The sequence below is a fragment of the Streptomyces sp. NRRL S-337 genome, assembly GCF_000720175.1.
In the GTDB taxonomy this organism is placed as follows: domain Bacteria; phylum Actinomycetota; class Actinomycetes; order Streptomycetales; family Streptomycetaceae; genus Streptomyces; species Streptomyces siderophoricus.
Genome location: NZ_JOIX01000043.1, coordinates 41,719 through 58,851, shown reverse-complemented (window position 1 = coordinate 58,851; position 17,133 = coordinate 41,719). Strand labels below are relative to the sequence as shown.

The window sequence follows — 17,133 nt, the reverse complement described above, 5'->3', positions numbered from 1 at the left end:
CCGTTCCGCCGGCTGCGCACCGAGCGCACCGGCAGCGACAAGGGCGTCGGTCTGGGCCTGTCCATCGTCCGCTCGGTGGTCCGCGCACACGACGGCACCATCACCGCCGAGCCCCGTGAGGGGGGTGGTCTCGTGATGCGGGTGGTGCTGCCGCTGTGAGGCCCTCGGCAAGGCGGCTGTGCGGCCGCTGGAGCCGTCCGGCACCGCCCTGACCAGCCACGGGCCCCCGTAGGTAGGATCGCCCGTCTCGTGGCCGTACATCAGGGAGCTCGGCCGGCGGGGCCGGTTTGACGAAAAGGGGGCCGGGGAGCGATCCTTCGCCACGTTCGCTTTGCGCGGAATTGGACCGGTCCACCAGCCGGTCGTCGCGTGTGTGATCGCTCACAGACGCGAATTTCCAGCCATCTACGCTCCGTGATCAAAAGCCCAGGTGGAATGCCGGGGAAGTCCGGGTTTCCCGGGCCCCGAATCACGGGAAGTACAGGTGATGGGCTGCGCGAGGTGCGACATTCGGACCGTGTACGGTCCTGATCGCCATCCAAACCGATCACCTCTTCAGGGGTGCGGTTGGGTGTCGATTGAGTAACAGACCTTGATGTGAGGCAAAATCTCCGCCTCAGGTCGGGCACAAGTCCGGCCTCTCACGCGTTACGAGCGCTGAGACACCGCAGACACCCAGAGGGGGAGAGCGAAAATGGCTACGGATTACGACACTCCACGCAAGACCGACGACGACCTCAACGAGGACAGCATCGAAGAGCTGAAGTCGCGGCGGAACGACAAGTCCGCCTCGGCCGTCGACGTCGACGAGTTCGAGCAGGCCGAGGGCCTGGAGCTCCCCGGCGCCGACCTGTCCAACGAAGAGCTCGCGGTGCGCGTGCTGCCCAAGCAGCAGGACGAGTTCACGTGCATGAGCTGCTTCCTGGTGCACCACCGCAGCCAGCTGGCCGCGGAGGACAAGAACGGCAACCCGATCTGCCGCGACTGCGCGGCCTGAGCCGGTCAACGCCGTGGCTGGCGTGAACCCGTTCCGCAAGCGTCACGAGGGCGGCCAAGGTCCGGCGGCCGGCGCACGATCACGCGACGAAACCGCGCCCGTGCCCGCCGACCCGACCGCCCCGGTACGGCGCGGCCGGGTGCGGGCGACGATCGCCGCGATCGCCGACCGGATCATCGAGATCGCCCCGCGGATCCCGGTCCGCGACCTCGCCACCCTGCGCGCCCAGTTCCCCGGTCTGACCCCCGAGGAACTCGCCGACAAGCTCGTCGCGGGCGCCTGTGCGGGGACCGCCACCGTCGGAGCGGGCGTGGGCGCGGCAGCCATGCTGCCCGTACCGCCCGCCATGCCGGCCGAGCTGGCCACCGAGATCATCGGCGTCGCCGTGATCGAGCTCAAGCTCATCGCCGAGCTGCACGAGGTCTACGGCCTGCGGCCGCCCGGGAACCTCCGCCAGCGCGCGATGGCCGCTCTGACGTCCTGGACGGAGGAGCGGGGCATCGACATCGCGAAACCGGCGTCGCTGAACGCTGCGCTCGGCGGGCAGATGAAGCGCGAACTGCGCCAGCAGATCATGAAGCGCACGCTGCGCAACCTCCCCAGCCTCACCCCGTTCATGGTGGGCGCCACCGTCGGCGGGGTCATGAACCGCCGCGACACCAGAAGGGTGGCGAACAAGATCCGCAAGGACCTGCGCGCCAAGCAGGTGCCCTGGGACGCGCTGCCCGACCTCCCCGCGTCCCCGCCGCCCGGACCGGCCCCGCTCCCGCCCGTCGACTGAAGCGGACCGCTGAAGGGGACCGGCGCCCTCGGCCCGATGGGCCCGGCCTGCGCGTCAGGCGCGTACGGCCGTCAGGGCCGCCACCAGACGCTCCGGGTCCCGCGTCGACAGATAGGCGTACGGCGTCGGGTCGTCCGGGTCCGTGATCTCCACCCGCACCGCGGTCGGCACATAGCTGCGGAGCAGCATGAACGCCCGGGCATCGGCCTTGTGCGTCCGCCAGGCCAGCGCCTCCGCCGCGTCCAGCGCCCGGGCCTCACCCAGCGCCGACGCCGGGATCTTCGCGTCACCGGCGATCAGCGCACCGCCCACCACCCGGATCCGCACCGACCCGTACGCGCTCACTGCCACGGCGGACAGCGCCGCCCCGCCGATCAGCCCGCCGAGCATCGGCAGCGTCCCCACCGGGAGCAGCATCAGGGCACAGGCGACGCCGATCAGCCCGGCGATCAGCCACCAGGACCGGGGCGCGGTGAGACGTTCTTCGTACGACTGCATGGCTCCAGCTTGGCACGGCGGCGCGGGCCCCTTGGCCGCGCGGGTAGGGTCTGCACTCGTGAGTGGAACTGACAGAACGAGACCGGGGCTGACGCCACCGACGGACGCCGTCGCTCCGGTCCGGCACGCCGAGGCGCCGGCGCCCGGAGAGCTCCTCGGCGCGCACTACGACCGCTGCTTCGGCTGTGGCACCGGCCAGCCGCACGGTCTGCACCTGGAGGCGCGGGCCGGCGAGGGCGTGAGCGTCCAGGCCGAGTTCACGGTCAAGGAGGCCCACCAGGGCGCCCCGGGCCTGGCCCACGGTGGGGTGCTGGCCACCGCGCTCGACGAGACACTCGGCTCGCTGAACTGGCTGCTGCGGGTGATCGCGGTGACCGGCCGGCTGGAGACCGACTTCGTCCGGCCGGTGCCGCTCGGCACGGTGCTGCACCTGGACGCGCAGGTCACCGCGGTGCACGGGCGGAAGATCTACTCGACGGCGGTGGGACGCATAGGCGGCCCGGACGGTCCGGTCGCGGTGCGCGCCGACGCCGTCTTCATCGAGGTGAAGGTCGACCACTTCATCGAGAACGGCAGGACCGAGGAGATCCAGGCGGCGATGGCCGACCCGGACCAGGTCAAGCGCGCGCGAGCCTTCGAGGTGAACCCGTGAGTGAGGTACGCAACCCCGTCGACGTACTGCTGCGGCGGCTCGACCCGGAGGTGCCCGTTCCGGCGTACGGGCATCCCGGCGACGCCGGCGTCGATCTGGTGACCACCGAGGCGGCCGAGCTGGCGCCGGGGGAGCGCACGGTGCTGCCCACCGGCGTGGCGATCGCGCTGCCCGACGGCTACGCGGCGTTCGTGCACCCGCGGTCCGGGCTCGCCGCGCGCTGCGGACTGGCGCTCGTGAATGCCCCCGGGACGGTGGATGCCGGGTACCGTGGAGAGATCAAGGTGATCGTGGTCAATCTGGACCCGCGGGAGACCGTGCGGTTCGAGAGGTTCGACCGGATCGCCCAACTTGTCGTCCAGCAGGTCGAGAAGGTGCGCTTCCACGAGGTGGCGGAACTTCCCGGCTCGGCGCGGGCCGAGGGGGGATTCGGTTCCACCGGCGGTCATGCGGCGGTGGGCGGCTCCACGGGCGGGAATGAATACGCAGCGGTCGGTGCCGACCGGGAAGGACAGTGACGTGTTCGGACGTCGCAAGAAGAACAAGACTCCTGAGGAGTCGGCAGCGGGGCTCGCCGAGGAGACGGTGACCGGCGCGCCGGCCGAGGAGGTCAGCGACGAGGAGCAGAGCCGGGTCAATCTTCCGCCCGCGCCGCGCCCCGACGGGCCGTGGGACTCCTCCGAGGTCACCAACCCCGGCGAGGGCCGGGTCGACCTCGGCGGACTGTTCGTGCCCGGGGTTGAGGGCATGGAGCTGCGGGTGGAGGTCGCCGGCGACGCGATCGTCGCCGCGACGGTGGTGCTGCAGGACAGCGCCGTCCAGCTGCAGGCGTTCGCCGCTCCCCGCAACGAGGGCATCTGGGGCGAGGTCCGCGAGGAGATCGCGGCCGGCATCACCCAGCAGGGCGGGATCATCGACGAGGTCGAGGGCCCGCTGGGCTGGGAGCTGCGCGCCCAGGTGCCGGTACAGCTGCCGGACGGCACGAACGGCGTGCAGGTCGTGCGCTTCGTCGGCGTGGACGGCCCCCGGTGGTTCCTGCGCGGCGTGATCTCCGGCCAGGGCGCGGTGCAGCCGCAGGCCGCGGGCGTGCTGGAGCACATCTTCCGGGACACCGTCATCGTCCGCGGCGAGGGCCCGATGGCGCCGCGCGACCCGATCGTCCTGAAGCTGCCGGACGACGCCCAGATGGTGCCGGACGGCGTGCAGCAGGAGCCGGCCGAGCAGTCCCGCTTCGGCGGCGGCGTGGAGCGACTGGAGCGCGGACCGGAGATCACGGAGATCCGCTGACACACGCTCCGGCCGGCGGGGCCCGAAAGGGCGCCAGGACCGGCCGGAACACGACGGTCATACGGGCCCGCACCCCCTTGGAGGGGGCGCGGGCCCTCCGTGTTTGTGCAGGTCAGGCCGAGCGGCGTAGGAGATCCGTCAAGGGCGCCAATGGCCGTAAGGGAAGTCAAGCGCGAACAGGCCGGCGGCAAGCTCGTCGCCATGACCGGCGACGGCACCAACGACGCCCCGGCCCTGGCCCAGGCGGACGTCGGCGTGGCGATGAACACCGGTACGTCGGCCGCCAAGGAGGCCGGCAACATGGTCGACCTCGACTCCGACCCGACCAAGCTCATCGAGATCGTCGAGATCGGCAAACAGCTCCTGATCACCCGGGGCGCGCTGACCACCTTCTCGATCGCCAACGACGTCGCCAAGTACTTCGCCATCATCCCGGCGATGTTCGCGGTGGCCTACCCGGGCCTGGACACCCTCAACATCATGCGGCTGTCCAGCCCCAACTCCGCCATCCTGTCCGCGATCATCTTCAACGCGCTGATCATCGTCGCGCTGGTGCCACTCGCCCTCAAGGGAGTGCGGTACCGCCCGGTCAGCGCCGACCGGATGCTCCGCCGCAACCTGACCGTCTACGGCCTCGGCGGCCTGATCGCCCCCTTCCTCGGCATCAAACCCATCGACCTGCTCCGTCTTCCTGGAGGACAAGACCTCCTACGACAAGGCCCTCGCCACCTTCCGCGCCCGCGTCCCCGCGTACATCTACCTCACGTCCGACGGCGATCTGCCCAGGACCACACCGGGGAGCGGCCTGAACACCCGCGAGAAGATCATCAAGTACTGGCAGGGCCAGTCCACCTTCGTCGACGGCCTGACCCAGGAAACCTGCCGCGACTTCACGCACACCGGATACGGCCTGTCGGCCATCGCCCACATCGCCGAGACCACCCGGCTCCAGGGCCAGGACCTCTACCCCGAGGTCGCCGAACGACTGCGCCGCGCCCCTCGGCTTCCAGGCCACCTACGAACTCGGCACCGCCCCGCCGTCCTGGCTGTGCGGCGGCACCGTCAAGCGCGGCCTGGGCCCCGTCACCGAGGTCGGCTACAACGCCCTGCACAACCGCCTGCACTACGCCATGCCGAACACCCAGAAGCTCACCGAACAGCAGCGCCCGGCCGGCTCCAACAACCTCTTCGTGGCCTGGGAGACCCTGCCCCACGCCCAGGACCCGAATTGACCCTCACCCAGAACCCGAACTGACCCTCGCACCGGCCCAACTGCCCTTCCCCGGGCCGGTCCGGGAGTTATCCACAGGCGTTGCCTGCCGAACTGCGGTGTCCGCATACTGACGCCATCGGCAGGCACCGCCGGGGGGCCGGCCGGCGCGGCGGGCCGATGCGGACCGAAGCCGCAAGGGGACTGGGGGAGCGAAGATGCACAGCGGGGGAAGCACAAGCGGGGGAAGCGCAACCAGCACAGCGTCAGAAACAGCCGGCGCGGAGGCGGCCGATTCCGCTTCCGCCGCGATGGTCATCGTCGAGGACCTGCACCGCAGTTACGGCAGCGAGGGCAGTGACGCCGGCGCCGTCCACGCACTCCGCGGAGTCTCCTGCCGGATCCCGCGCGGCGAACTGGTCGCCCTGCGCGGCCGATCCGGGTCCGGCAAGACGACACTGCTCAACCTCATCGGCGGCCTGGACTCCCCGGACTCGGGGCGGATCACCGTCGACGGTACCCCGCTCGCCGAGCTCGATGAGACCGGACTGCTCGCCATGCGCCGCGACCGCATCGGCTTCGTCTTCCAGTCGTTCGGGCTGATACCGATCCTGAGCGCCGCCGAGAACGTCGGAGTGCCCATGCGGCTCCGCAAGGTCCCGGCGCGTGAGCGAGAAGAACGGGTCGCGCTCCTGCTGTCCCTGGTCGGCCTCGCCGACCACGCCCGACAGCGCCCGGGCGAACTCTCCGGCGGTCAGCAACAGCGCGTCGCGATAGCCCGCGCCCTCGCCAACCGCCCCGCCCTGCTCATAGCCGACGAGCCCACCGGCCAACTCGACGCAGAAACGGGTCTGGAGGTGATGGAACTCCTCCGCGCCGTCGTCCGCAGCGAGGGCGTCACGGCCCTGGTCGCCACCCACGACAACACCCTCCTGGGCCTGGCCGACCGCGTCCTGACGCTGAACGACGGGTTGATCCGCGAGGAGCACGAGGGCGATGAAGGCGATCAAGGCGATGACGGCGATGGAGGGGGCGAAGGCGATGGAGGCGATGAAGGGGGCGACGCTGTGAACAGAGGCCGCTCCCGGCGGGCTCAGGGGCCGCTGTAAACAGCGGCAGCAGGGCAGCAGGCAGCAGAGGGTGGCAGCGGCCTGGCGCGGCGTTAGGTAAGGGCGATCGTGTGTCGGTACGTGAACGCAAGGAACGCGAGCGGGCCAACCGCCACAAGCTGATCGTCTGTACGGCCCGCGAGCTGGCCGAGGCGCACGGACGGGACGCCGTCACCACGCGCCGCCTCGCCGAACAGATCGAGTACAGCCAGCCCGTGCTCTACAGCCACTTCCGGGGCAAGAAGGAGATCATTGGAGCGGTCGCGCTGGAGGGGTTCGCCGGGTTGACGACCGCGCTGCGTGCCGCGGTGCCGGAAGGGCCCGCCGGCCGGGAGGCGGTGGCGGCGCCGGCCCGCGCCTACACCGACTTCGCCGCGCGCAATCCGGCCCTGTACGACGCGATGTTCAGCCTCGACAACGGCCTCCCGTTCGCCGACGAGGCCACGCCCGCACCGCTGCGCGAGGCGTTCCAGGCACTGCTGGACCCGCTCGTCGACCATGCGCACCCCGACGAACCGGGGCTGTTCGTCGAGACGTTCTGGGCCGCGCTGCACGGATTGGTCACCCTCACCCGCGCCGGACGCCTGCCCGCCGACCGGGTCGCCGACCGCCTCACCCTCCTGGTCGACCGCTTCGTTCCCAGGTAAGAGCGATACGGCTGAGCCCCGGCGGGTGGGTGATTGCCGGCCTCCAGCCACCAGCTGCCAGCCTCCGGCCACCCGTTGCCGGTCTCCGGCCACCCGCTGCCAGCCGCCCACCACCAGCCACCCGCCGCCACCCGCTGGTGGTGCGTCAGCCCCGTCCCGCGCGCCGTTACCAGACGTCGCCTTCGCGCCAGTCGCAGGTGAGGTCGGAGTCGAGGTCCAGGGTGGCGGCGGGGGTCGGCAGGACGTAGAGGCAGTCGTCCTCGTCGGGGGTGCGTCGGACGCCGGACGGGGTGAGGGCCCATGAACGGCCGCGCCACTGCTGCCAGCCGCGGGCGGCGTAGAAGGCGGCGGCCTCGTCGGAGGCGCCGAGCGCGCCGAGGTCGTATCCGGCGCGGATCACTCGTTCCATCGCGGCCATCACGGCCGCACCGTGACCGCGGCCGCGGCGGTCCGCGCGTACGCCGACCCCTTCGACGTAACCGCAGCGCAGCGCCCGGCCGCCGTGCAGCAGCCGGCGTTGGATCACGGAGGCGTGGCCGATGAGTTCGCCGTCCTCGTAGGCCAGGGCGTGCAGACCGCCGAGGGCGTGGTCCCAGTCCTCCTCGGTCATGTCGTCGAAGACGTCGTGGAGGAGGGCGTGCACCGCCCCGAGCGTTGCGGCATCCAGGTCGGCGGTGTGGGCGACCCGCACCGCCGGCATGCGGCCCGTCGTCAGATCTCCCCCGGGCGCGGGGCAGTGGCCGGTGCTGGGGGCGGGCTCGAATGCGGGCGCGGTGTCCGTCATGAGGGCATCGTCGCAGTCGGTCGTGTCGTCCGGCGAGGTGTTTCCGCCGCGCGGAACGGGCGGGGGAGTGGAACGGAGGGGACCGCCGGGGAAGGGCGAGGTGGCGGGCCTGGAGGGGCCGTCGTTGGCGCTGGTCGCAAGTCGCGGGCCGGAAGCGCGGGCCATGGAATCGCGAGCGGGAGTCCCGGGCCGGGCCGGGGTCGGAGCCTCGTATCAGAGTCGCGTCAAGACCGGGGGTGAAGTCGTCAACTGCGGCTTTTGTTCCCTTGTGGGTCGGTAGGGTCGCAGCAGGCCAGCCCGGTGGGGGCGGCCTTCACGTAAGACAATGGGGCCATGGCACGCGGCAAGCTACGGATCTATCTCGGGGCGGCGCCCGGCGTCGGCAAGACGTACGCGATGCTGTCCGAGGCACACCGGCGCGTGGAGCGGGGCACCGACATCGCGGTGGCGTTCGTCGAGCACCACGGGCGGCCCCGTACGGAGGTCATGCTGCACGGCCTGGAGCAGATCCAGCGCCGCGAGCTGACGTACCGCGGCTCGGTTTTCACTGAAATGGACGTGGACGCGGCGCTGGCCCGCAAGCCCGCCGTGGCCCTGGTCGACGAGTTGGCCCACACCAACGTGCCCGGTTCGCGCAACGCCAAGCGCTGGCAGGACATCGAGGAGCTGCTGGAAGCCGGCATCGATGTCATCTCGACGGTGAACATCCAGCACCTGGAGTCCCTCGGGGACGTCGTGGAGTCCATAACGGGCGTCCGGCAGCGCGAGACCGTACCGGACGAGGTGGTGCGGCGGGCCGACCAGATCGAGCTGGTCGACATGTCACCGCAGGCGATCCGGCGCCGGATGGCGCACGGGAACATCTACCAGCCCGACAAGGTGGACGCCGCCCTGTCGAACTACTTCCGGCCGGGCAACCTCACGGCGCTGCGCGAGCTGGCGCTCCTCTGGGTCGCCGACCGCGTCGACGAGTACCTGCAGGAGTACCGGGCGGAGCACTCGATCCGGTCGACCTGGCAGGCCCGCGAGCGGATCGTGGTCGGCCTGACCGGGGGCCCCGAGGGCCGTACGCTCATCCGCCGCGCCGCCCGGATGGCGGCCAAGGGCTCGGGCAGCGAGGTGCTCGCCGTCTACATAGCCCGCAGTGACGGGCTGACCTCCGCCTCGCCCAAGGAACTCGCCGTCCAGCGGACGCTGGTGGAGGACCTCGGCGGGACCTTCCACCACGTCATCGGGGACGACATACCGAGTGCGCTGCTGGAGTTCGCACGCGGGGTGAACGCCACACAGATCGTGCTGGGGTCGAGCCGCCGCAAGACCTGGCAGTACGTCTTCGGCCCGGGGGTCGGGGCGACCGTCGCCCGAGAATCGGGGCCGGACCTCGACGTGCACATCGTCACCCACGAGGAGGTCGCCAAGGGCCGCGGGCTGCCGGTGGCGCGCGGCGCGCGGCTGGGACGGGCCCGGATCATCGCCGGCTGGCTGGTCGGCGTGGTGGGCCCGGCACTGCTCTCGCTGCTGCTGTCCGGCCTCGCCAACGGCCCCGGGCTGGCCAACGACGTCCTGCTGTTCCTCTTCCTGACCGTCGTGGCGGCACTGCTCGGCGGGCAGCTGCCCGCGCTGGCGTCGGCCGCGGTCGGCTCGCTGCTGCTGAACTTCTACTTCACGCCACCGACCCACACCCTCACCATCAGCGACCCGCAGAACATCGTCGCCATCGCGATCTTCTTCGCGGTCGCGGTGTCGGTCGCCTCGGTGGTGGACCTCGCCGCCCGCCGCACCCACCAGGCGGCCCGGCTGCGCGCCGAGTCGGAGATTCTGTCCTTCCTCGCCGGCAGTGTGCTGCGCGGCGAGACGACGCTGAGCGCCCTGCTGGAGCGGGTGCGGGAGACCTTCGGCATGGACACCGTGGCGCTGCTGGAGCGGCGCAGCGACGTCGACCCGTGGACCTGCGCGGGCCGGGCCGGCGGCCCGGACAAGGGCGAGCCGCTGCTGCGCCCCGAGGACGCGGACGTCGACATGCCGGTGGGCGACCACATGGCGCTGGCGCTGACCGGGCGGGTGCTGCCCGCCGAGGACCGCCGGGTGCTGGCCGCCTTCGCCGCCCAGGCCGCCGTCGTGCTCGACCGGCAGCGGCTGGTCGGCGAGGCGGAACGGGCCCGGGAGCTGGCCGAGGGCAATCGCATCCGGACGGCGCTGCTGGCCGCGGTCAGCCACGACCTGCGGACGCCGCTGGCGAGCATCAAGGCCTCGGTCACGTCCCTGCGCTCGGACGATGTGGCCTGGTCGCCGGAGGACGAGGCGGAGCTGCTGGCGGGTATCGAGGCGGGCGCGGACCGGCTGGACCACCTGGTCGGCAACCTCCTGGACATGTCCCGGCTGCAGACCGGCACGGTCACCCCGCTGATCCGCGAGATCGACCTCGACGAGGTCGTGCCGATGGCGCTGGGCGGCGTACCGGAGGGCAGCGTCACCCTGGACATCCCGGAGGAGCTGCCGATGGTCGCGGTCGACCCCGGGCTGCTGGAACGTTCGGTCGCCAATCTCGTCGAGAACGCCGTGAAGTACAGCCCGGACGGCGAGGCGGTGCTGGTCGCGGCCAGCGCGCTCGGCGACCGGGTGGAGCTGCGGATCGCCGACCGCGGTCCGGGCGTGCCCGACAGCGCCAAGGACCGGATCTTCGAGCCGTTCCAGCGCTACGGCGACGTGCCGCGCGGCGCCGGCGTCGGACTGGGGCTCGCCGTGGCCCGGGGCTTCGCGGAGACGATGGGCGGCACGCTCGCCGCCGAGGACACGCCCGGAGGCGGTATGACGATGGTCCTCACCCTCCGGGCCGCGGGCGGCCGGCCGCCGGTCCGGCCCGACCTCCCGGCCCAGGTCACGACATGAGCCGGACCCCACCGCCGCCCTCCACCCCACCTCCCGCGCGCCGCCCCGCCGGGAAACGCACCGACCCCGCCCCGCCGGGTCACGACACCACACCACGAGGAGATCGCCAGTGAACCGGGTGCTTGTGGTCGATGACGAGCCGCAGATCGTCCGCGCCCTCGTGATCAACCTGAAGGCGCGCAAGTACGAGGTCGACGCCGCCCCCGACGGGGCCACCGCCCTCAAGCTCGCCGCCGCCCGCCACCCCGACGTCATCGTCCTGGACCTCGGCCTGCCCGATATGGACGGCGTCGAAGTGATCAAGGGGCTGCGGGGCTGGACCCGGGTGCCGATCCTGGTGCTCTCCGCCCGGCAGACCTCCGACGAGAAGGTGGAGGCGCTGGACGCGGGCGCGGACGACTACGTCACCAAGCCGTTCGGCATGGACGAGCTGCTGGCCCGGTTGCGGGCGGCGGTGCGCCGGGCCGAGCCGACCGGTCCGGCCGACACCGCCGTGGTCGTGGAGACCGAGGGCTTCACCGTCGACCTCGCCGCGAAGAAGGTCAACCGCGGCGGCCGGGACATCCGCCTGACGCCCACCGAGTGGCACCTCCTGGAGGTCCTGGTCCGCAACGCCGGCCGGCTGGTCAGCCAGAAGCAGCTGCTCCAGGAGGTCTGGGGCCCGTCCTACGGCACCGAGACGAACTATCTGCGGGTCTACATGGCCCAGCTCCGCCGCAAGCTGGAGAGCGACCCCTCGCACCCGAAGCACTTCATCACCGAGCCGGGGATGGGGTACCGCTTCGAGCAGTGAGCCGGGCGGGTGGACGGGGAGGAGCCGGCCGGGCGGGGAGGACCGAACCGTGCGGGGAGGGCCAAGCCGAGCGGGGAAGGCGGGGCGAGACCTCCCTGTGGACAACCGTGATCCGCGGACCCGGGCACCGGTACGCTGGCTTTATGAGTGCTGGGACCCGATCCGAGAAGCCGGCCGGTCGCTTTCGCCGGATGCTCGACAGGCTGTCCTCCTCCGAGGAGGAGCTGCAGTCCGCCGAGTTGCAGCAGGACGCGGAGGACGCGGGGTGCACCCGCATCTGCGACTGCGACGACCGCCAGATAGTCAAGGTCACCGGCACCCTGCGGCATGTCACGCTGCGGCCGCGCGCCGGTGTGCCCGCGCTGGAGGCGGAGCTGTTCGACGGCTCCGCCGCGCTCGACGTGGTGTGGCTCGGCCGCCGCTCCATCGTCGGGATCGAGCCGGGCCGTAAGCTCATCGCCTCGGGCCGGATCTCGCTGAGTCACGGACGCCGGGTGCTCTTCAATCCGAAGTACGAACTCCGACCGCTCGGACAGGAGTAGCCGGTGCCGTCTTACGACCGACCGACCACCGATCCGCACGCCGCCGCCGGTGCCACCCCCGGCACCGACCCCGCCCCCGCCGCCCCGGCCCCGCCGGACGACGGTGGCGGAGCCGGCCGGGAGGTGACCGAGGCGGCGCTGTTCGAGGCGTTCGGCGGGGTGCGGGGCCTGGTGGAGACGGTGCTCCCCGGCCTGCTGTTCGTCGCGATCTTCACGGTCAACAAGGACCTGCACGTCTCGGCGATCGCCGCGCTGGCCGTCTCGCTGGTGCTGGCGGCCGTCCGCCTGGTCCGCAAGGACACCGTCAAGCACGCCTTCGGCGGGGTCTTCGGTGTGGCCTTCGGCGTGGTCTTCGCGATGATGACCGGCAACGCCAAGGACTTCTACCTGCCCGGCATGCTCTACACCCTCGGCCTGGCCGTGGCCTACATGGTCACGACGCTCGCCGGCGTGCCGCTGATCGGCCTGATCCTGGGCCCGGTCTTCAAGGAGAACCTCTCCTGGCGCACCCGCAACCCCGGCCGGAAGAAGGCGTACGCCAAGGCCAGCTGGGCCTGGGGACTGATCCTGCTCGGCAAGTGCGCGATCCTCTTCCCGCTGTACTGGTGGGCGGACACCACCCAGCTCGGCTGGGTGCTGATCGCGCTGAAGATCCCGCCGTTCCTGCTCGCGGTCTATCTGACCTGGGTCTTCCTGGTGAAGGCGCCGCCGCCGATCGACGTCTTCGCCGAGATGGAGGCGGCCGAGCTGGCTGAGCAGGAAGGCAAGGCGGCACTGGCGAAGGACGGCGGCGGGTCGACGACGGGCCGCCACCGCCGCGAGTCCTAGCCACGGCTTCCGCTCCCGCATGCGACGAAGGGCGCTCCCGGAGATCTCCGGGAGCGCCCTTCGTCCGTGCTCGTGCCGTAAGCCGGGTGCCGGCCGTACGACCGGGCCCGCTAGCCCGCCGCGTCCTCGCGCCGGACCGACAGCAGGTCCTCCAGCTGCTCCTCACGGGACTGGGCCGCGACGAACAGCAGCTCGTCGCCCGCCTCCAGGACGTCCTCCTTGTTGGGCGTGAGCACCCGCGTACCGCGGATGATCGTGACCAGGGAGGTGTCCTCGGGCCAGGCCACATCGCCGACCCGGGTGCCGGCCAGCGCGGCCTCCGGGGGCAGCGTCAGCTCGACGAGGTTGGCGTCGCCGTGGCTGAAGCGCAGCAGCCGGACCAGATCGCCGACGCTGACCGCCTCCTCGACCAGGGCGGACATCAGACGCGGCGTGGAGACCGCGACGTCGACGCCCCAGGACTCGTTGAACAGCCACTCGTTCTTCGGGTTGTTGACCCGGGCAACCACCCGCGGCACGCCGTACTCGGTCTTGGCGAGCAGGGAGACGACGAGGTTGACCTTGTCGTCGCCGGTCGCCGCGATGACGACGTTGCAGCGCTGCAGCGCGGCCTCGTCGAGCGAGGTGATCTCGCAGGCGTCGGCCAGCAGCCACTCCGCGAGCGGCACCCGCTCGACCGAGATGGCGGTCGGCGCCTTGTCGATGAGCAGGATCTCGTGCCCGTTCTCCAGGAGCTCGCCCGCGATGGAACGGCCCACCGCGCCCGCGCCCGCAATTGCGACCCTCATGCGTGCGCCTCCTCGGGACCCGTGGCGAATGCCGCCTCGACCTTCTCGACCTCGTCGGTGCGCATCATGACGTGCACCAGGTCGCCTTCCTGCAGCACCGTCTGGGAGGTCGGCAGCATCGACTCGCCCAGCCGGGTGAGGAAGGCGACGCGTACGCCGGTCTCCTCCTGCAGCTTGCTGATCTTGTGGCCGACCCAGGCCGGGGCGGTGTGCACCTCGGCGAGCTGGACGCCGCCGCTGGGGTCCCGCCACAGCGGCTCGGCGCCCGACGGCAGCAGCCGGCGCAGCATCTGGTCGGCCGTCCAGCGGACGGTGGCGACCGTGGGGATGCCCAGCCGCTGGTAGACCTCGGCGCGGCGCGGGTCGTAGATCCGGGCCGCGACGTTCTCCACCCCGAACATCTCGCGGGCCACCCGGGCGGCGATGATGTTGGAGTTGTCACCGCTGGAGACGGCCGCGAAGGCGCCCGCCTCCTCGATACCGGCCTCCCGCAGGGTGTCCTGGTCGAAGCCGACGCCGGTCACCCGGCGGCCGCCGAAGGACGAGCCCAGGCGGCGGAAGGCGGTCGGGTCCTGATCGACCACCGCGATGGTGTGGCCCTGGCTCTCCAGGGTCTGCGCGAGCGCGGATCCGACCCGCCCGCACCCCATGATGACGATGTGCATGCTGATTACCCCGTGCCCTGTACTAGCGCGCTGACCTGCACAAACACCCTGCTCACTACTTCCTTCTCCCAGTACCGGCGACACGAAGCCACAGCTCGCGATACGGACCGGGTGCGGCAACGGGCACGCTGGTCGCACCGGTGGTCCGGTACAACCGTAGCCGCAACAGCGGCTCCTGTAGGGGGCGCGGTAGGCACCAGCTGGGGGCTCATCGGCCGGGCGGAGCGACGGCCTCCCGCGCCGGGCTGCGCCGCCCGCCGCCGGTAAGGCACGCTACGTGGTGTGCCCAACCTGCCTCTCCAGCCCCAACAGGGCTCTGCCGCCCCGCACATGGTGGTCTGCGGCGATGATGCGCTCGCCCACCGGCTCGCCGCCGAGCTCCGGGACGTCTACGGCGAACGGGTGACGCTGGTGACCCCCTCCGCCCGCGAGCCGCACCGGCCGCGGATCCCGCCGCCGGCCAGCCCGCTGGGCCGGGCCGGTGCACTGCTCGGCCGGGTGTCGGCGGCGGTGACGCGGACCGCGCTGCCCGCGGAGCCGCCCGGCGAGGGCCCCGAACCGCCGCCCGAGCCGCTGCGGATCCTGGAGGCCGCACAGCCGGACGACGCCGCGCTCATCGAGGCGGACATCGCCGGTGCGGAGGCGCTGGCCCTGGTCTACGACGACGATGAGCTCAACATCCACGCCGCGCTGCGGGCCCGCCGGCTCAATCCCCGGCTGCGGCTGGTCATCCGCCTCTACAACCGCAAACTCGGCCAGCACCTGGAGGAGCTGCTCGATCAGGCCGCGGCGGTCGCCGCCCTGGGTGCCGGTGTGGACGGGCCCGCCGGGCTCGTCGACGGTCCGGCCGGGATCGATACCTCGACGACCGTGCTGTCCGACGCCGACACCGTGGCCCCCGCGCTGGTCGCCACCGCGGTCGCCGGGACCAGCAAGGTCATCGAGGCGGACGGGCTGCTGCTGCGCGCCGTGGAACGTACGCCGGTGCAGGCCGGCCGGTCCGGGGACCCGGAGCTGTGCACGCTGGCGGTGCTCCCGGCCTCCGCCGGCGACCCGGAAGCGGCCGGGGGCTCCGACTCCTTTACCGTCCCGCGTACGCCCGCTGCCGCCAACTCCCTTGAGGGAATGCCGAGTTCGGGCGCCCTGCCGGACGAGGGGCCGGTGCTGCTGCCGGACGACGAGGCGGCCGAGGCCGCCACCGGCCGGGCCCGCATCGTCCTGGAGACCGTCTCCTATACGGGCACGGGCTCCTCCACGGGTCCGGGCTCCTCCACGGGTGCGGATCCTTCCGCGGGTACGGGCGCGGGGCGGCCGGTGCGCCGGCGAGGGCTGCGCGGCCGCGGCGCCCCGCTCGCCTCGCTGTTCTCCCGACGGCTGCGCTGGTCGCTGGCCGGCATCGTCGGCGCGGTGCTGGCCCTGGCCGTCGCCTCCTCGCTCACCACCGGCGAGGACCCGCTGCACGCCACCTACCTCACGCTGCTGGACCTCTTCGCGATCAACGACCCGGCGCTCGGCGAACCGCTGCCCCGCAAGATCATCCAACTGCTCTCCGGGCTGACCGGCCTGTTGCTGCTGCCGGTGCTGGTCGCCGCGGCGTTCGAGGGGCTGGGCACGTTCCGCAGCGCCTCGGCACTGCGCCGGCCGCCGCGCGGGCTGTCGGGCCACGTGGTGCTGCTGGGCCTCGGCAAGGTCGGCACCCGGGTGCTGGCCCGGCTGCACGAGATGGGCATCCCCGTCGTGTGCATCGAGGCGGACCCGGACGCGCGGGGGCTCGCACTGGCCCGGCGGCTGCGGGTGCCGACCGTCCTCGGGGACGTCACCCACGAAGGCGTCCTGGAGGCCGCGATGATCGGGCGGGCGTCCGGCCTGCTCGCGCTGACCAGTGAGGACACCACCAACCTGGAGGCCGCCCTCTACGCCCGCTCGGTCACCCCGCAGCTTCGGGTGACCCTCCGGCTGTTCGACGACCGCTTCGCCACCGCCGTCTACCGCACCCTGCGCGCCGCCCACCCCCGGGCGCTGACCCGCAGCCGCAGCGTCTCCTTCCTGGCCGCGCCCGCCTTCGCCGGCGCCATGATGGGACGGCAGATCCTGGGGGCGATCCCGGTCGAACGCCGGGTGGTGCTGGTCGCCCGGGTCGGGGTCCGCGGGCACGCCGCGCTGGAGGGCCGCACGGTCGGCGAGGTCCGCCGGCCGGGCCGGCTGCGGGTGCTGGCGGTCGACACCTCGGCCCCCGACGACCCGGACCCGAACGCCACGGCCGCCGCACCGACGCCGCCCGCCGAGCGCGAGCCGGCCCATCTCGCCCACGAGCTGGGCGACGGCTACGTCCTGCGGCCCCAGGACCGGGTGCTGCTGGTCGCCACCCGCGAGGGCCTGGGCGCCCTGCACTCCCGGCGCCCCCGCCCGTCCGGCCCCGGACCGGCGGCCACGGCACGCGCCGGGGGAGCGGCGAGCGGCTCGGCGTGACGACGGGCAGACGGAGCGTGGCGCGCGGCGGAGCGCTCGCGACCGGCTTCGCCCCACGTGACGAAGGCCACGAAAGCCCGCCGGCACCCCGGGCCCGGCGGGTGTGCTGTGCGTACGACGTGCGGATCCTGTGCAGGCACGGGAGTTGGGACCGCTCACGACCTGGCCCGGTGTGGTCCGCGCCACGGCGGGTT

At 72.3% G+C, this 17,133-nt stretch carries 17 protein-coding genes and 2 pseudogenes; 15 read left to right on the top strand and 4 right to left on the bottom strand.

Annotated features, from left to right (window positions below):
• The 3 genes from IG62_RS45230 to IG62_RS0126530 all read left to right on the top strand — a co-directional run.
• On the top strand, positions 1 to 159 hold a 159-nt coding region (locus IG62_RS45230), incomplete at its 5' end, for an ATP-binding protein (protein ID WP_234326755.1).
• A gap of 535 nt (positions 160 to 694) precedes the next feature.
• Positions 695 to 997: a DUF4193 domain-containing protein gene (locus IG62_RS0126535; protein WP_016575747.1), complete on the top strand. Its 303-nt coding sequence runs from the start codon at positions 695 to 697 to the stop codon at positions 995 to 997.
• A gap of 13 nt (positions 998 to 1,010) precedes the next feature.
• Complete coding sequence (locus tag IG62_RS0126530; protein ID WP_030808280.1) at positions 1,011 to 1,778, top strand: hypothetical protein; 768 nt, start codon at positions 1,011 to 1,013, stop codon at positions 1,776 to 1,778.
• Positions 1,779 to 1,832: 54 nt separating this feature from the next.
• Here the strand turns inward: IG62_RS0126530 and IG62_RS0126525 are convergent, their stop codons facing one another.
• On the bottom strand, positions 1,833 to 2,276 hold the full coding sequence (locus IG62_RS0126525) for a DUF3093 domain-containing protein (protein ID WP_030808274.1): 444 nt from the start codon (positions 2,274 to 2,276) through the stop codon (positions 1,833 to 1,835).
• A gap of 58 nt (positions 2,277 to 2,334) precedes the next feature.
• Between IG62_RS0126525 and IG62_RS0126520 the strand changes: the two genes are divergently transcribed.
• The 7 genes and pseudogenes from IG62_RS0126520 to IG62_RS0126490 all read left to right on the top strand — a co-directional run bounded on the left by IG62_RS0126520 (position 2,335) and on the right by IG62_RS0126490 (position 7,181).
• On the top strand, positions 2,335 to 2,928 hold the full coding sequence (locus tag IG62_RS0126520; protein WP_030808272.1) for a PaaI family thioesterase: 594 nt from the start codon (positions 2,335 to 2,337) through the stop codon (positions 2,926 to 2,928).
• Positions 2,925 to 3,446 carry a dUTP diphosphatase gene (dut, locus tag IG62_RS0126515; protein WP_030808268.1) on the top strand — a complete coding sequence of 174 codons (522 nt, stop codon included), beginning with the start codon at positions 2,925 to 2,927 and terminating at the stop codon, positions 3,444 to 3,446. The genes IG62_RS0126520 and dut overlap by 4 nt, the downstream gene beginning before the upstream one ends.
• Position 3,447: 1 nt before the next feature.
• Positions 3,448 to 4,215 (top strand): DUF3710 domain-containing protein, encoded by a 768-nt coding sequence (locus tag IG62_RS0126510; RefSeq protein WP_030808265.1) that lies wholly within the window; start codon positions 3,448 to 3,450, stop codon positions 4,213 to 4,215.
• 165 nt (positions 4,216 to 4,380) lie between these two features.
• A pseudogene (locus IG62_RS45225) lies at positions 4,381 to 4,899 on the top strand (HAD-IC family P-type ATPase); the annotation flags it as partial.
• Positions 4,898 to 5,447: pseudogene (locus IG62_RS42335) on the top strand (hypothetical protein); the annotation flags it as partial. The pseudogenes IG62_RS45225 and IG62_RS42335, both read left to right, overlap by 2 nt.
• Positions 5,448 to 5,736: 289 nt before the next feature.
• Positions 5,737 to 6,534, top strand: a complete 798-nt coding sequence (locus IG62_RS0126495) for an ABC transporter ATP-binding protein (protein ID WP_234326754.1) — start codon at positions 5,737 to 5,739, stop codon at positions 6,532 to 6,534.
• Between the two features lie 71 nt (positions 6,535 to 6,605).
• Positions 6,606 to 7,181: a TetR/AcrR family transcriptional regulator gene (locus IG62_RS0126490; RefSeq protein WP_030808259.1), complete on the top strand. Its 576-nt coding sequence runs from the start codon at positions 6,606 to 6,608 to the stop codon at positions 7,179 to 7,181.
• 166 nt (positions 7,182 to 7,347) lie between these two features.
• Here IG62_RS0126490 and IG62_RS0126485 read toward each other — a convergent pair whose 3' ends face one another.
• On the bottom strand, positions 7,348 to 7,881 hold the full coding sequence (locus IG62_RS0126485; RefSeq protein ID WP_030808257.1) for a GNAT family N-acetyltransferase: 534 nt from the start codon (positions 7,879 to 7,881) through the stop codon (positions 7,348 to 7,350).
• A gap of 417 nt (positions 7,882 to 8,298) precedes the next feature.
• On the opposite strand from IG62_RS0126485, the gene IG62_RS0126480 reads away from it, so the two are divergent.
• From IG62_RS0126480 to IG62_RS0126465, 4 genes are all read left to right on the top strand, one after another.
• Positions 8,299 to 10,854, top strand: a complete 2,556-nt coding sequence (locus tag IG62_RS0126480; RefSeq protein WP_030808254.1) for a sensor histidine kinase — start codon at positions 8,299 to 8,301, stop codon at positions 10,852 to 10,854.
• A 109-nt stretch (positions 10,855 to 10,963) separates the two neighbouring features.
• Complete coding sequence (locus tag IG62_RS0126475; RefSeq protein WP_030808251.1) at positions 10,964 to 11,647, top strand: response regulator; 684 nt, start codon at positions 10,964 to 10,966, stop codon at positions 11,645 to 11,647.
• 143 nt (positions 11,648 to 11,790) lie between these two features.
• A complete protein-coding gene (locus tag IG62_RS0126470) occupies positions 11,791 to 12,189 on the top strand; it encodes an OB-fold nucleic acid binding domain-containing protein (protein WP_078872252.1) in 399 nt (132 codons plus the stop codon).
• Between the two features lie 3 nt (positions 12,190 to 12,192).
• Positions 12,193 to 13,017, top strand: coding sequence for a DUF3159 domain-containing protein (locus IG62_RS0126465; protein ID WP_078872251.1), 825 nt, complete (start codon positions 12,193 to 12,195; stop codon positions 13,015 to 13,017).
• Between the two features lie 110 nt (positions 13,018 to 13,127).
• Here IG62_RS0126465 and IG62_RS0126460 read toward each other — a convergent pair whose 3' ends face one another.
• Positions 13,128 to 13,805, bottom strand: a complete 678-nt coding sequence (locus tag IG62_RS0126460; RefSeq protein ID WP_030412323.1) for a potassium channel family protein — start codon at positions 13,803 to 13,805, stop codon at positions 13,128 to 13,130.
• Complete coding sequence (locus IG62_RS0126455; RefSeq protein WP_030412324.1) at positions 13,802 to 14,470, bottom strand: potassium channel family protein; 669 nt, start codon at positions 14,468 to 14,470, stop codon at positions 13,802 to 13,804. The genes IG62_RS0126460 and IG62_RS0126455 overlap by 4 nt, the downstream gene beginning before the upstream one ends.
• Positions 14,471 to 14,800: 330 nt before the next feature.
• Here IG62_RS0126455 and IG62_RS0126450 point away from each other — a divergent pair, with 330 nt between their 5' ends.
• Positions 14,801 to 16,939 carry an NAD(P)-binding protein gene (locus IG62_RS0126450; protein WP_030808243.1) on the top strand — a complete coding sequence of 713 codons (2,139 nt, stop codon included), beginning with the start codon at positions 14,801 to 14,803 and terminating at the stop codon, positions 16,937 to 16,939.
• Positions 16,940 to 17,133: the final 194 nt, after the last annotated feature.